General features: G+C 65.6%; 1 protein-coding gene and 1 pseudogene. Both read right to left on the bottom strand.

The genetic code is table 11. The annotated features are described in order from the left end of the window. Window positions 1–53 precede the first annotated feature (53 nt). Window positions 54–1,316 (bottom strand): glycosyltransferase, encoded by a 1,263-nt coding sequence (locus tag LOY35_RS16440; protein ID WP_258624843.1) that lies wholly within the window; start codon window positions 1,314–1,316, stop codon window positions 54–56. Between the two features lie 1,332 nt (window positions 1,317–2,648). Next, window positions 2,649–16,232: pseudogene (locus LOY35_RS16435) on the bottom strand (amino acid adenylation domain-containing protein); the annotation flags it as partial. Window positions 16,233–16,235: the final 3 nt, after the last annotated feature.

The following is a 16,235-nucleotide window of genomic DNA, read 5'->3' as shown; positions in this document are numbered from 1 at the left end:
CGCTCTTCTGTCGGTGGCTGTTTCATCCATGATTACGCCGGGCAATGCTTGCCTTAAGCAGCGCGTGACCGGGCAGTCCGGGCGAGCGCCTCGATCTGCAGGGCCGCCGCTTCACTGGCGCTGTCACCGCCTGGAATCAGCGTACGGTAGAGGTCGCAACTGGCGCGCACCTCCTGGCTGTTCAAGACTTTGTCCAGCGCCGCGGCCAGCGCCTCGGCGGAGGCGGGCGGGAAGACCCGCAAGCCACAACCCAGGCGCTCCATTCGTGCGGCGTTGTCGAATTGATCGTGAGCGAACGGCGTGGCGATCTGTGGCACGCCGGCGGCCATGGCCAGGGCCGTGGTCCCGACACCGCCGTGATGCACCAGCGCCGCGCTGTGGGGCAGGATCCGACTCATCGGCACGTAGCGCCGGACCAGGATCCTGCCTTCGCTGGACACTGAAGGGTCCACCGGCTGGCTGGTCAGGAACACGCCGCGGCGGTTGATCAATTTCAGTGCCTGAACCGCCGCAGTGAAATATTGCTCGCCATTGACCATGGTCGAGCCCGGGGTAAACACCACCGGCGATGCCTCGTTCAGGAAGTCTTCCAGTTCGGCGTCGAGTGGTTGCAGACCTGACTCATCGAACAACGGGAAGCCGGCCAGGACGGTCTGGGCCGGCCAGTCACGCTGCACGGAGGCGAACCATTCCGGAAACAACCCCAGCACCCGATCAGGCGAGGAAATCCACTGGCTGATAATGCGTTTGGTCGGCGCCAGCCCCAGCTCCTGGCGGAAGTTGTTGAGCTCCGGCGCCATGACCCGGTCAAGAATTGCTCGTTCGATCATCCCCAACAGCAGCCGCTTCACCGGATAGGGCACGAACGCCGGCAGATTGGCACCCGGTGGATGGGTCGAAGGCGCGGCGGCCGACCAGAAACCGAACGGCGACACCTGCGCAGTGATCAGTGGGATACCGTGTTTTTCCTGCAGCAGACGCGCGGAGAATGCCCACAAGGACCCCAGCATGACCGTTTCGTCGTCACAGGCCTGTTCCAGTAGCCGGTACTGTTCGCGCAAGGTGCTGGCGATGGTTTTCCAGAGAGTCGGCAAGGACGTGCGCGGATGCCACAGCGCCGGGTCGGCCATGACCTCGTCATATTCCTCGCGGGTACCCAACGGCAAGAAGTTGAAACCACAGCGCTCGATCAACGGCGCGAACGCCGCGCTGGCGCAAAACGTGACCCGGTGCCCGCGTGCCACAAGCGTGCGGCCGATGCCGACAAATGGATGAACGTCACCGGCTGAGCCGACGGCCGTAATGATCACATGCATAAGGTTCCCTCCAGAGTGATCCTGCGGTGGTAGGCCACCCTGATCAGCAGCGATCAGAGACCGTCCGTGGACTCCGTCCACTAAAACGATTCAGCCTGTGGGGGGGCATTAGGCATTGGTGGAAGGCAAAAGTCTGTGGCGGAAAATGGGGACACTCGACGACTGGTAGGTGTACAGCTGCGATCCAGTGTGGGAGCGGGCTTGCTCGCGAATGCGGGGTGTCTGTCACGGAGATGTTGAATGTGCCGCCGTCATCGCGGGCAAGCCCGGCTCCCACAGGTCTTGGGGTGGATGCAAAGGCTGTGTACACCACCAAATCCAGTGTGGGAGCGGGCTTGCTCGCGAATGCGGGGTGTCTGTCACGGAGATGTTGAATGTGCCGCCGTCATCGCGGGCAAGCCCGGCTCCCACAGGGGGTTGTGGTGTATGCAAAGGCTGCGTCCACCCCCAGACCCAGTGTGGGAGCGGGCTTGCTCGCGAATGCGGGGTGTCTGTCACGGAGATGTTGAATGTGCCGCCGTCATCGCGGGCAAGCCAGGCTCCCACAGGGGGTTATGGCGTATGCAAAGGCTGCGTCCACCCAAATCCAGTGTGGGAGCGAGCCTGCTCGCGATAGCGGAATGTCTGTCACGGAGATGTTGAATGTGCCGCCGTCATCGCGGGCAAGCCCGGCTCCCACAGGGGGTTGTGGTGTATGCAAAGGCTGCGTCCACCCCCAGACCCAGTGTGGGAGCGAGCCTGCTCGCGATAGCGGAATGTCTGTCACGGAGATGTTGAATGTGCCGCCGTCATCGCGGGCAAGCCAGGCTCCCACAGGGGGTTGTGGCGTATGCAAGGGCTGCGTCCACCCCAGATCCAGTGTGGGAGCGAGCCTGCTCGCGATAGCGGAATGTCTGTCACGGAGATGTTGAATGTACCGCCGTCATCGCGGGCAAGCCCGGCTCCCACAGGTCTTGGGGTGGATGCAAAGGCTGTGTACACCACCAAATCCAGTGTGGGAGCGAGCCTGCTCGCGATAGCGGAATGTATGTCACGGAGATGTTGAATGTGCCGCCGTCATCGCGGGCAAGCCCGGCTCCCACAGGTCTTGGGGTGGATGCAAAGGCTGTGTACACCACCAAATCCAGTGTGGGAGCGGGCTTGCTCGCGAATGCGGGGTGTCTGTCACGGAGGTGTTGAATGTGCCGCCGTCATCGCGAGCAGGCTCGCTCCCACAGGGTTGTGGTGTATGCAAAGGCTGCGTCCACCCCAGATCCAATGTGGGAGCGAGCCTGCTCGCGATAGCGGTAGGTCGGCTAGCATCCATGCTGACTGACCTGCGCAAACCCGACCCTATGCCATGGCGCAATCCTTCAGGGCCTGGGACATCGCCTCGCCCAACCGGGCCACGTGAGGGGCCTTGACCACGGTGTTGTGGGTGCCGGGAAGGGCGGTCACGTTCACCTGGTCATTGAGCAGCCCGCGCCAGCCCAGGGTCGGGTCGTTGCGTTGCTGTTCGCTCGCGGTGAACAGCGATACCTCGAGCGGGCTCGGTGGGCTGACGTAGGCGCCGATGGCCTGCCGCATCGCATAGGCCACTCCCAGGTGGGTGCGCAGCAGGGCGGCGTCGATGTCGTGGGGCAGTTCCTCCGGTAACAGGCGGTGAGTGATGCACAGCGTCAGCATCGCGTCGATGGCCGAGTGCTGTGCCAGTTCCGTCAATTGTCCGAGCAGGTCGGGGGCGATTTGCTCGGGGAGCCAGGCCATCAGAAACTGCGCTTCACTCAACGCTTGTATCGGCACCGGTTCAGGACGGGCCGACGCATCGATGATGCCCAGGAACTCCACCACCTCGCCGCCGGCCAGCAGTTGACGAGCCATTTCATAGGCAATCAAACCACCGGCCGACCAACCGGCAATCCGGTACGGACCTTGCGGCTGGACCTGACGGATGCCCGCCAGGTAACGCGTCGCCATGGATGGGACATCCGACAGCGGTGCTTCTCCCGCCACCAGGCCACTGGCGGCCAGGCCATAGACCGGGACCTGGGGATCCAGCGACGGCGCCAGGTCCCGTGCGTATTGCACCTCGCCACCGAGTGGGTGCACCAGGTACAGCGGCCGCTGGGAACCGCTGCGACGGATCGGTACGAGATTGCTGTTGGCCCCCGGTCGGGCTTGCCCATCGAGGGTCCTGGCGAAACCGGCAATGGTCGGTTCGACGAACAGGTCGCGCACGGCGATGGGCTTGCCGAGTACCTTGCGCAAGCGCGAAGCCATCTGTACCGCCATCAACGAAATCCCGCCGAGGCTGAAGAAGTCATCGTGACGGCTGATGCGCTCCTGTTTGAACAGGTCCCGCCAGAGCGCCGCGATGGCGATTTCGGTCTCGCCCCGAGGAGCTTCGTAAGGCAAGGCGGGGGCCGGGCTGTCTTCGGTGCCGGTCGGCGAGGCCACGGCAGTGACCGAGCGCTCCAGCGGCGGCGTATTTTCCAGCAATTGGCCGATAGATTGCCGTGAATCGGTCACCAGGTTTTCCAGGACCTTGGCGAACAATCCGGCGATGTTCTGCACGGTCTCCCGGTCGAACAAATCGTCGGCGTATTGCAGGCTGCCGCCGATGCGCTCGCCATTGTCGATCAGCGACAGCGACAGGTCGAACTGGGTGGTGTTGTGCGGGCTTTCCAGGGTTTGCACCGCAAGCCCCGGCAGTTGCAGCGGCGCCGGTGGCGTGTTGTCCAGGCTCAACATCACTTGGAACAACGGGCTGTGGCTCATGCTGCGAGTCGGCTGCAGCGCACTGACCACCTGCTCGAACGGCAGGTCCTGGTGACTGTAGGCCGCCAGTGTCTGATCCTTGATCCGCGCCAGCAACCCGTCGACGCGGCTGTCGCGCCCGGTATCGATCCTCAACGCCAGGGTATTGGCGAAGAAACCGATCAGCGCCTCCAGCTCCGGCCGCTGACGGTTGGCCACCGGTGTGCCGACCACCACATCGTGTTGTCCGCTCAGGTGGCTCATCAACACCGACCAGCCGGCCAGCAGCACCATGAACAACGTGGTGCCCTGGGCCTGGCTGAAGGCACGCAGTTCGGCGCTGAGGGACGCAGAAAAGGCGCAGTCGACGATACCGCCGGCATAGCTCTGTATCGCCGGACGCGGACGATCCAGTGGCAGGTTCAGCAGCGCGGGCGCGCCTTCCAGCTGTTGCCGCCAGAAGTCGATCTGCGCCTGCAAGGCCGGGCCTTCGAGGGATTTGCGCTGCCAGGCGGCGTAGTCGACGTATTGCAGCGCCAGCGGCGGCAACGGGTCTTTCTGGCCCTGAGCGAATGCGCTGTAGAGCACGCTCACTTCCCGGGCCAGGACGCTGTTGGACCAGCCATCGGAGACGATGTGGTGCAAGGTCATGAACAGCACGTGCTCGTCGTCCGCCAGTTGCACCAGGTGGCCGCGCATCAGCGGCCCCTGATTCAGATCGAACAACTGCGTGGCGTTGGCTTGGCCGAGGCGTTCCAGCGTGGCCGTGCGTTCGTCGGCCGGCATCTGGCGCAGGTCCTGTTGTTCCAGCTGGAAGCGGTAGTCGGCCGGGGCGATTTTTTGCACCGGCTCGCCGTCCACCAGCTCGAAACGGGTGCGCAGGGTTTCATGGCGCGCCACCAGACGATCGAGGGTTGCCTGCAAGGCGGACTTGTCCAGCGAACCCGTCAGGCGCAAGGCCAGGGGCAGGTGGTAGGCGGCGCCGGCGGCATGGTCCAGGTGATCGAGGAACCACAGCCGTTGCTGGGAGAAGGACAACGGCAGTCGTCCCGAGCGATTGGCCAGGGGAATCGATGCCGCCTCGTTGGGCGACGCACTGTGGACCAGCGCGGCGAGACCACGCACGGTCGGTGCGTCGAACAGTTCGCGCAGGGTGATCCGCGCGCCCAATTTGCGACGTAGCCTGGACAGCAGTTGCACGGCCAGCAGCGAGTGACCGCCCAGCTCGAGGAAGCCGTCGTGACGGCCAACCTGATCCAGGTGCAGCAGGCCTTTCCAGATCTCGGCGATGGCGATTTCGGTGTCACCCAGCGGCGCCTCGTAGGCTTTGCTGGCGAGAGAGTCCTGACCGGGTTCGGGCAAGGCACGGCGGTCGAGCTTGCCGTTGGCGGTCAGCGGCAGGGCGTCCAGGTGCACAAAGGCGCTGGGCACCATGTACTCGGGCAGGCCACTCAACAGCGTGCTGCGCAATTGCTCGGCCGGCACCGGTTCGCCGCAGACGTAGGCCACCAGGCGTTTGCTCTCCGCGTCACCCTGGCTGTCCTCACGGGCGATCACTACGGCTTCGCGGATACCCGGGCAAGCCACCAGGGCATTTTCGATCTCGCCCAACTCGATGCGGAAACCGCGGATCTTCACCTGGAAGTCATTGCGGCCCAGGTATTCCAGCGTGCCATCGGCCAACCAGCGACCGAGGTCACCGGTCTTGTACAGGCGGGCGTTCGGCTCGCTGTTGAACGGGTCGGCAATGAAGCGTTCGGCGCTCAGTTCCGGCCGGTTCAGGTAACCCCGGGCCACGCCGACACCGCCGATATGGATTTCCCCGGCCACCCCCAACGGTGCCGGTTCGCCTCGCGCATCCAGCACGTGGACCTGGACGTTGGCGAACGGCCGACCGATGCTCGGCCGTTCACCCAAGTCGCGAATCAGGTCGAGGGTGGCGTCCACCGTGCACTCGGTGGGGCCGTACATGTTGTAGAACCGGATGCTCTGGCAGTTGCGCAGTTTCTCCCAGGTGGCGGCGTTGATCGCCTCGCCACCGAGCAGCACGCTCACCGGCTGGTAGCTCTGACGCTCCAGCAGGCCGGCGGCGAGCAGGGTGTCGAGCTGCGACGGGGTGGAGTCGAAGGCGTGCACTTGATGCTGTTCGAGGAAGTCCAGCAACTCGCTGCCGCTGGCGCGGATCAGTTGCGGGATGATCACCAGGCGATGGCCGGAGAACAGCTGGGAGATGCCCTTGATCGACATGTCGAAGAAGAACCCGGCGTTCAGGGCCACGGTGGCCGGGGTCGGGCAGTGCTGGTGGGTGGTGCGGGTCAGCACATTCCAGAAGTTGAACACCGAACGGTGCTCGACCATCACGCCCTTGGACTGGCCAGTGGAGCCCGAGGTGTAGATCACGTAGGCCAGATTTTCCGCGGTGAGGTCTGGAATCTGTGGGTTGCTGTCGAAAACCGCATCGTCCGCCGCTTGCAACGACTCCACGATATCCAGCAGCAACACCGGCAGTTCCCCGGACGGCAGGGACAGCGCCGACTGGGTCAACAACGCCTGGGGTTGGCTGTCCTGCAGCATGAAGGCCATGCGCTCGGCCGGGTGGGCCGGGTCGATGGGCACATAGGCTGCGCCGGCCTTGAGCACGCCCAGCAGGCCAACGATCATTTCCAGGCTGCGCTCGGCGCAGATGGCCACGCGTTGATCGGGCTGCACGCCGAGGTCGAGCAGCTGCCGGGCCAGGTGGTTGGCGCGGCGATTGAGCTGGCGATAGCTCAACTGGCGGTCTTCGCAGACCAGGGCCACGGCGTCGGGGTTGGCCTGCACCTGGGCTTCGAACAGCTGGTGGATCGGTTGTGCCGGGCCAAAATCGCCGGCGGTGCGGTTGAAGTCTTCGAGCAGCAACTGGCGTTCGCTGGCGGGCACCACGTCGAGGCCGCTGGCGAGGCGGTCAGGGGCTTGCTCCAGGGCATCCACCAGGGCGGCCACGGCTTGGCCGAGATAGGCGGCGATGCGTTGCGGGTCGATGCCGGTGATGGACTGGGCCGTCAAGGAGAAGCCATCAGCCACATTCGCCACGGCGATTTCAATGGGGTAGTTGGTGCGGGTTTCCGAGGCGATGAAGTGCATGCCTTCGTGCTCGCCCATGTCCTCGACGTTTTCCCCGGAGGCGTTTACCAGGTCGCCATGACGGCAGTTGAGGATCACCGTGAACAGCGGCAACGAAGCGTCCACCGCACTGCAACGCTGGGCCAGGGCCAGGGAGGCCTGTTCGTGGGTCAGCAGTTCACTCAGTTGCTGGTAGGCGTCATGAACAATGTCGCTGACGGTGTGCTGCTGCAAGCGGATGCGCATCGGCAAGGTGTTGATGAACATTCCCAGCGCGTGGTCGGCACCGGCGTTGCCTTGGGAGCGACCCGACAACACCGTGCCGAAAATCCCGTCGTCGCGGCCGCTGGTCGCGGCTACCACCAGGCCCCAGGCCGCATGGAACAGCACCGAGGTGGGTACCCCTTGCTGGCGCGCCGTGCGGTGCACCCGGGCACTGAGTTCATCGCCCAGGTGCTCGACCGCGCGCTTGATCCCGGCGCCATTGCCACGCACATCCAGCACCCCGTAAGGCGCAGTGGTAGAGTCGACGTCCGCCAGTAAGCGCCGGAAGTAGGCTTCGTGGTCGGCCTGGGACACGCTGGCGGCCTGGGCGATGAAGTTACGGTAAGGCTGGGACGGCGGCAGGCTGTCGGCCTGGCCGGCCAGGACTGCCTGGATCTCCAGCATGATCAACCGCAACGTGACGTTGTCACTGACCAGGTGATGGTCGAGCAGCGCCAGCAGCCATTGTCCGCAAGGTTCGTCGTGGATGATGTAGGCGGCAATCAACGGTGCCCGCTGCAGGTCGAGGCGCAGATGATGGGTGTCGGTCGTGTCGCGCAGGATCTGCAAGGCATCTTCGCCGGGGACGCATTCCAGGTTCACCACCGGCAGTTGCGCCTGGCGATGGACGACCTGCACCGACTGCGGCAGGCCCTGCCAGCGCAGGGCGGTGCGCAGGATGTCGTGGCGGTCGATCACCACCTGCACGGCGGCCAGGAAGTCATCGAGCAACTGGCGTCGGTTGAACGTCACCACCGTACGCATCAGGTACGCATCGCCTTCGGATTGCAACAGGTGGTGGAACAGGATGCCTTCCTGCAACGACGACAGCGGGTAGATGTCCTGCACATTGGCGGCGCCGCCGGGAACATCGGCGACGATCTGCTCGATTTCCTGCTGGCTGAGGGTCACCAGCGGCAGCATGTGCGGTTCGATCGCGGTGCAGTCGGCGGGAATCAGGTTCTCCGGTACGACCCGCTGCGTGTTGTTGCCGCCGGCCAGGACCGCGGCCATGGCCTTGAGGGTCGGCGCCGAGAACACCGTGCGCACGTCCAGTTGCAGGTCGGCCTGGCGCAGACGCTCGATCAGGCTGATGACCAGGAAGGAGTGGCCGCCGAGTTCGAAGAAGTGATCCTGGCGACCCACCCGTTCTACCCCGAGCAACTCCTGCCAGGCATTGGCCAGGGTGATTTCGATGGCGCCCAGCGGTGCGTCATACCGCTGGCTCGCGGCGGCGGAGGCGTCCGGTGCCGGCAAGGCGTTGTGGTCCAGCTTGCCGTTGGTGGTCAGCGGCCAGGTCGCCAGGGTCACGAAGGCACTGGGCACCATATGCTCGGCCAGCACGCTCGCCAGTTGGCTGCGCAAGGCCGACGATTCCACGACCACCCCATCATGGGCGATCAGGTACGCCACCAGGCGCTTGTCGCCGGGTTGGTCTTCGCGCACGGTCACCAGGGCTTCACGGACTTCGGCGCAGGCCAGCAGTTGGGCTTCGATTTCGCCCAGCTCGATGCGGAAGCCGCGGATCTTGATCTGCGAGTCGTTGCGGCCCACATAGACCACCCCGCCGTCGGTCCGGTAGCGAGCGATATCGCCGGTGCGGTACAGCCGGGCATCGGCGTGTGTCGCGAACGGATCGGGAATGAAACGCTCGGCGTTCAGTTCGTCGCGATTGAGGTAATGCCGGGCCACACCGGCGCCGCCGATGTAGATCTCGCCATTGACCCCCACCGGCACCGGTTGCCCGTAGTCGTCGAGAATCCGCAGGCACAGGTCGGGCAATGGCGGGCCGATCAGGCTTGGCGCGCCCGCGTCGATTTCTTCCTGGCTGACCGGGTAATAGGTGGCGTGCACGGTGATTTCGGTGATGCCGTACATGTTCACCAGGCGCGTGCGGGACAGCGCCGTGCGCGCGGTCCATGGCCGCAGGCTGCGGAAGTCCAGGGCTTCGCCGCCGAAAATCACTTCCCGCAGGCCGTGCTCCAAGTCGCTGCGCTCACGGGCCTCGATGAACTGGCGGAAGGCACTCGGCGTCTGGTTCAGCACAGTCACCTGTTGCTGGCAGACCAGTGCATAGAAGTCGTCGGGCGAACGGGCCACGTCGCTCGGAACCAGCACCAGCTTGCCGCCGTAGCTCAGCGCGCCCCAGATTTCCCAGACCGAGAAGTCGAACGCGAAGGAGTGGAACAGCGTCCAGACGTCGTTGCGAGTGAAATCGAACAGTTCGGCGGTGGCGTCGAACAGGCGCGCGACGTTGCCGTGCTCCACCAAGACCCCTTTGGGCAACCCGGTGGAACCCGAGGTGTAGATCACATAGGCCAGATGCCGCGATGTCAGGCCGAGGGTATCGGCGTCCGGGTTGCGGTCCAGTTCCGCCAGGTCGTCGGCGGCGAGGTCCTCGTCGAGATTCACCACTGCCACGGCGTGCTCGGGCAGCGCGTCGAGGCACGCCGGTTGTGCCAGCAGCGCGACCGGGGTGCTGTCGTCCAGCAGGTAGCCGAGTCGTTCGGCGGGGTAGGCCGGGTCCAGTGGCACATAGGCCGCACCGGCCTTGAGCACCGCCAGTACCGCGCAGACCATTTCCACGCCGCGTTGGGCCAGGATCGCCACCCGGTCGTCAGGGCGCACACCCTGGGCCAGCAGCGTCTGGGCGATGCGGTTGGCCCGGCGGTTGAGGGCCTGGTAACTCAATTCCGTGTCGCCAAAGACCAGGGCAATGGCCTGGGGCTGGGCGGTGGCGAGTTGTTCGAAGCGCTGATGAATCAACGGGTCGGGAGTAAACACGGCCTTGGACGGTAACGCCGCTGGCGAGGCCTGGCGCTGTGCAGGGCTGAGCAATGGCAAGCCGAGCACGGGTTGTTCGACATCCGCCACCATCGCTTCCAGCAGGGTCTGGAAATGCTGGGCGAAACGCTCCACGGTGGTGCGGTCGAACAGGTCGCTGGCGTATTCGATCACGCCAGCCAGCGTGCCGCCGTCATTGCCCAGGGTCAGCATCAGGTCGAACTGCGAGGTTTCATGGGCCTGGGCCACGGGCACCAGGGTCAGGCCGGGCAGGCTCAGTTCGCCACCACCCGGGGTATTGTCCAGCGACAGGGCGACCTGGCACAGCGGGTTGTGGCTCAGGGAGCGGGGCGGCTGTACGGCTTCGATGACCTGTTCGAAAGGAATGTCCTGGTGCTCGTGGGCCGCCAGGGTGGTCTGTTTGATCTGCTCCAGCAGTTGCGCCACGCTCGGGTTCTGCGTCAGGTCTACGCGCAGGGCGAGGGTGTTGACGAAGAAACCGATCAGGTTTTCGGTCTCGGTGCGGCCGCGGTTGGCCGTCGGTACGCCGATGACCACGTCCCGTTCGTTGCCCAGACGCGCCATGAGCACCGACCAGGCACTGAGCAGTGCCATGAACAGGGTTACGTTGTGGGCCTGGCAGAACTGCTCCAGGCGTTCGCGCAAGGCCGGGGCGATGGTCACCGCGACGTCGCCGCCCCGATAGCTCTGCATCGCCGGACGTGGGCGGTCGGTGGGCAGGGACAGCAGGGCCGGCGCGCCTTCCAGGTGTTCACGCCAGAACCCGGCCTGGCGACCGAGCCGTTCGCCGTCGAGGGTCTGGTGCTGCCAGGCGGCGTAGTCGGCATATTGGATCGGCAATGCTGGCAGGGGATCGGGCTGCTGCTGGCTGAAGGCTCGGTATAGGGCGGCGAATTCCTTGACCAGTACACCCACCGACCAGCCGTCGGAGATGATGTGGTGCTGGGTGATCAGCAGGATGTGTTCGTCATCGGCCAGGCGCAGCAGGCGCCCACGAATCAGTGGCCCACGGCTCAGGTCGAACGGCGCCAGGGCCTCGGTGTTGCCGATGCGTGAAGCGCTGAGGCTGGCCTGTTCATAGGGCAGCGCACGCAGGTCCTGTTCGGCCAGGGCGAAGCCACAGTCCGCGGGGGCGATGACTTGCACCGGCTGTTCGCCACGGCGGTCGAAGGTGGTGCGCAGGCTTTCATGCCGGGCCACCAGGCGATCCAGCGCGGCCTTGAGGGCAACACGGTCGAGATCGCCACGCAGCAACAGGGCCGCCGGCATGTGGTAGGCGCTGCCGGCGCCGGAATCGAGTTGGTCGAGGAACCATAGGCGCTGTTGGGCGAACGACAACGCCAGCGGCCCGTTGCGGTCGACCAGGCCGATGGTCTCGGCCTCGGCGGTGAGCGGGTGACCCACCACCCGCGCCAGTTCTTCCACGGTGGGGTGGCTGAACAGTTCGCGCAGCATCAATTCGCAGCCCAACTGCTGGCGCACCCTGGAAACCAGTTGCGCGGCCAGCAGGGAGTGCCCGCCCAGTTCGAAGAAACTGTCATGGCGTCCCACGCGCTCCAGGCCCAGCAATTCCTGGAAAATCTGCGCCAGGGCGGTTTCGGTGGCGCCCTCGGGGGCGGTGTAGCCGCGCTCGGACATGGCGCCCAGGTCCGGCTCGGGCAAGGCATCCTGGTCGAGTTTGCCGTTGGCCGTGAGCGGGTAGGCGTGCAGGCTGACGAAGGCCATCGGGATCATGTAGTCGGGCAGGGTCGCGCCCAATTGCTTGCGCAAGGCGGCCACTTCCAGCACCGCACCCGCACGGGGAATCAGATAGGCGATCAGGCGCTTGCCCTGGTTCGCCTCATCACGGGCCAGCACCTTGGCTTCGCGCACGCCCTCGCAGGCCAGCAGCTTGGCTTCGATCTCCCCCAGTTCGATGCGGAAACCGCGGATCTTCACCTGGGCGTCCATCCGGCCCAGGTGCACGATCTCGCCGTTGTCCAGCAACTTGCCCAGGTCCCCGGAGCGATACAGCCGCTCGCCGGGACGGAACGGGTCGGCAATGAAGCGTTCGGCGCTCAGGGCCGGACGGTTCAGGTAGCCGCGGCCGACCCCCAGGCCACCGACGCAGATCTCACCGGCCACGCCTACCGGCAGCAGCCGCTGCTGGGCGTCGAGCACGTAGGCCACGGTGGTCGGAATCGGCCGTCCGACATTGGAGATGCCGGCGGCGATGTCGGCCGCGCCAATGGCTTTGTAGGTGACGTGGACGCAGGTTTCGGTGATGCCGTACATGTTCACCAGGGCCACATGCCCGAAGGCAAGGTGGAAGGCATCGAGCTTGCCCAGCTCCAGGCTTTCCCCGCCGAAAATCACGTAGCGCAAATGCGCCAGACGTACCTCCGGCGTAGCCAGGGCGGTGGCACTGAGCTGATGGAACGCCGAGGGGGTCTGGTTCAGCACCGTCACCTGTTCGCGTTCGAGGAAGTCCAGCAGCGCTGCCGGATCCCGACGCAAGGCCTCGGGCACCAGGGTCAGGCGTGCGCCATGGAGCAGCGCACCGAAGATTTCCCAGACCGAGAAGTCGAAGGCGTTGGAGTGGAACAGCGACCAGACATCCTCGGCATCGAACTGGAAGTCCGGGCGGTTGTTGTGCAGCAGGCGCACGACGTTGCGGTGTTCGAGCAGCGCACCCTTGGGTTCACCGGTGGAGCCCGAGGTGTAGATCACATAGCACAGGTGCTCCGGGGTGTTGACGTGGGTCGGGTTGGCGACGCTGGCGTCGACGTTGCCGAGGGTCGGATCGAGGACCTCGATATCCAGCGCTTGCAGCGCCGGCGCCATGCCCTGGCGAGCGATGGCCTTGCGTGCGCCACTGTCGCGCAGCACATAGGCAATACGCTCCTGGGGCGAGGCCGGGTCGATGGGCACATAAGCGCCGCCGGCCTTGAGCACCGCCAGGGTGGCGACGATCATCTGCACCGAGCGCTCCAGTGTGATGGCCACCAGTTCCTGGGGCCGCACACCTGCGGCGCGCAAACGGTGGGCGAGGCGGTTGGCCTGTTCGTTGAGCTGGCGATAGCTCAGCTGTTCCTCGCCGAGGTTGACGGCAATGCGTTCCGGGGTCCGGCGGGCCTGCTCCTCGAAAATCTGCTGCAGGGTCAGGGTGTCGGGCCAGGCCGCTTCGCTGTCGTTGAAGTCGATGATCTGCCGTTGCCGCTCGGCGCTGTCCAGCAGGGGAACGTCGTCGACGCGCTGCCGGGCATCCTCGACAAAGGCTTCCAGCAGGCGCACGTAGTGGCGCATCAACTGCTGGATGAACCCGGCGTCGAAGAACTCCGCGTTGTACACCACATGCCCGGCCCAGCGTTGTTCGCCAGCCGTGATCAACAGGTGCAGGTCGTTCTTGCCATAGCCCAGGTTGCTTTCCAGGGTACTGACCGCCAGCCCCGCGACCAGGGCGCTGGCGTCGGTGTCGCGCTGGAAGTTGAACAGCACGTCGAACAGCGCGGTGCGGCTCATGTCCTTGGCCGGATTCAGCGCCAGCACCAACTGGTCGAACTGCATGTGGCGATGGCGCAGGGCCTGGGTCAGGTTGTGGCTGGTCTGTTCCCAGAGCTGTTGCAAGGTGCTGTCGCTGTCGCAGAACCCGCGCATCACCAGCAGGTTGTCCAGCGGCCCGACCACGTCGTTCAGGCCGGGCTCGCGGCAGGCGGCCGTGGTGCCGATCACCAGTTCGTCGTGGCCGGCATAGCGGCGCAGCAACGCGGTAAAGGCGCTGAGGGCCAGGCTGTCGCTGCTCACGCCGACTTCCCGGGCCAGGGCTTCGAGGCGGCGGACCAGTGGCGCTTCGAGGGTGAAGGCATGGGTCGCTTCGGCAAACACATGCACGGCCATGCGCGGGCGATTGAGCGGCAGCTCCAGGGCTTGCAGCTTGCCGCGCAACTGATAGCTCCAATAGGCCCGCAGGTTCTCCAGCACCGCAGCCGGGAGCTGGTGTTGCCAGGCGGCAAAGTCACCGTAGCCCAGCGGCAGGGCCGGCAGCTCGGCGTTGCGTTCGGCGCAGGCGGCTTCATAGAGGGCCAGCAGGTCGCGCTTGAGCAATTGCATGGAGGTGCGGTCGGCCAGCAAATGATGCACGGCAATCGCCAGCACGGCGGTGCGCTCGTCCGCCTGCACCAGGCTGGCACGCACCAGGCTGCCGCCGTTCATGGCCAGCGGCCGACGGGTCTCGGCCAGGGCCTGGGCGGCGAGGTTGTCCGAGTTGCCGTGGATCCGTTCAAGGGCCAGGGTGGCCGGCCCGTCGAAGCACTGCCAGGCACTCGCACCGTCGCTCTGGATCCGGCAACGCAGGATATCGTGACGGGCCAGCAGGCCATCGAGGGCGGTTTGCAGGGCCGCTTGGTTGATCTCGCCGGTCAGCTCCAGCAGCAAGGGGATGTTGTGATAGACCGGGTTGGCGTCGTACAGGTAACCGGTCTCGAAGGTGTCGACGAACCAGAGCCGTTCCTGGTGATAGGACAGCGGCATGCGCTCCGGCATTGGCGCCAGCGCGGTGATGGGCGGCAGGGCCAGGGTCGGGTCCAGTTCCAGTGCACCGATACGGGTGTCCGGTGCTTCGGTGAAACAGTGCAGCAGGCGTTCGAAGCGCGCCGCGAGGCGTTCGACGGTGGCGGCATCGAACAGCGCGGTGGAATACGACAGGCTGCACGACAGGCTCGAGCCACCTTCGTCGATGTGCAGGGAAAGATCGTGTTGGGTGTTGTCCTTGCGCGACGGCAGGAACTCCAGGTCCAGCCCCGGCAACTGCAACTGGCCGCCGGCTCCCCCGGCATTGGTGTAGAGCATGGTCTGGAACACCGGGCTGTAGCTGGCGCTGCGCGGCGGCTTGAGGGCTTCGACCACCAGTTCGAACGGGGTGTCCTGGCGACTGGAGGACTCCAGCATCAGGTCCTTGACCTGCTGCAACACCTGCTCGAGGGTCGGGTTGGCTTCCAGGCGGATGCGCAGGGCCAGGGTGTTGACGAAGAAGCCGATCAGCGACTGCACGTCCTGGCGGTCGCGGTTGGCGGCAACGGTGCCGATCACCAGGTCCTGCTGGCCGCTGATCCGCGCCAGCAATATCGCCCAGGCCGCCATCAGGGTCATGAACGGCGTCGCGGCGCGGGACTGGGCGAACCGGGCGATGGCCGCGGACAGCGCGGCGGGCAGGTCGAAACCCAGGGTTTCCCCCCGATAGCTTTGCACCGCCGGGCGTGGCCGGTCGGTGGGCAGCGCGAGCAACGCCGGGGCGCCGGCCAGGTGAGCGCGCCAGAATTCCACCTGCTGGTCGAGGCGCTCGCCTTGCAGGTGGCGGCGCTGCCAGGCGGCGTAGTCGGCATATTGCAGCGCCAGCGGCGGCAGCGGATCGGCTTGTCCGGCGCTGAATGCCTGGTACAGCGCGGCGAATTCCTTGACCAACAGGCCGATGGACCAGCCGTCGGAGATGATGTGGTGCTGGGTGATCAACAGCCGATGCTCATCGTCGGCCAGGCACAGCAATGTGCCGCGGATCAGCGGACCGTGCAGCAGGTCGAACGCTCGGGCCGCTTCCTCTTCCGCCAGCCGGGCCGCTTGCCGTTCGGCCTCGTCCCGAGGCAAGTGGCGCAGGTCCTGTTCCTGCAGGTTGAAGCCGCAGTCGGCCGGGGCGATCACCTGCACCGGCTGTTCGCCATCGCGGCGGAAGGTGGTGCGCAGGCTTTCGTGCCGCGCCACCAGGCGATCGAGGGCGTTCTTCAGCGCGGTCCGGTCGAGGGTGCCGCGCAGCACCAGCGAGGCGGGGATGTGATAGGCGGCGCTGGCGGTCGGGTCCAACTGATCAAGGAACCACAATCGCTGCTGGGCGAACGAGAGCGCCAGCGGACCCTCGCGATCCGCGCCGGTGATGTCGTCGGGAGCCGTTTCGATGACCCGTGTGGCGCCGCGCTGCTTAAGCAGACGCAGCAGTGCGGCACGTTTCAACTGGTCGAGACTATCGTTATGTTCGTTCAATTG

It is taken from the genome of Pseudomonas sp. B21-028, from assembly GCF_024749045.1.
Classification (GTDB): Bacteria; Pseudomonadota; Gammaproteobacteria; order Pseudomonadales; family Pseudomonadaceae; genus Aquipseudomonas.
This window is presented reverse-complemented; position numbering and strand designations above follow the sequence as displayed.